Source organism: Campylobacter sp. 2018MI13 (assembly GCF_018501135.1).
Classification (GTDB): domain Bacteria; phylum Campylobacterota; class Campylobacteria; order Campylobacterales; family Campylobacteraceae; genus Campylobacter_E.
In genome coordinates, this window is record NZ_JAHCZC010000377.1 from 1 (window position 1) to 205 (window position 205).

A 205-nucleotide genomic window follows, 5' to 3' on the forward strand; every position below is an offset into this window, starting at 1 on the left:
GCAAGGAAACTTACAACAAAGAGTCCCTCCCGACTGTTTACCAAAAACACAGCACTCTGCTAACACGTAAGTGGATGGATAGGGTGTGACGCCTGCCCGGTGCTCGAAGGTTAATTGATGGGGTCAGCAGCAATGCGAAGCTCTTGATCGAAGCCCGAGTAAACGGCGGCCGTAACTATAACGGTCCTAAGGTAGCGAAATTCCT

General features: G+C 50.7%; 1 rRNA gene. It reads left to right on the top strand.

The features are described from left to right. Nucleotides 1-205 (top strand): 23S ribosomal RNA (locus KJQ99_RS11580); the annotation flags it as partial.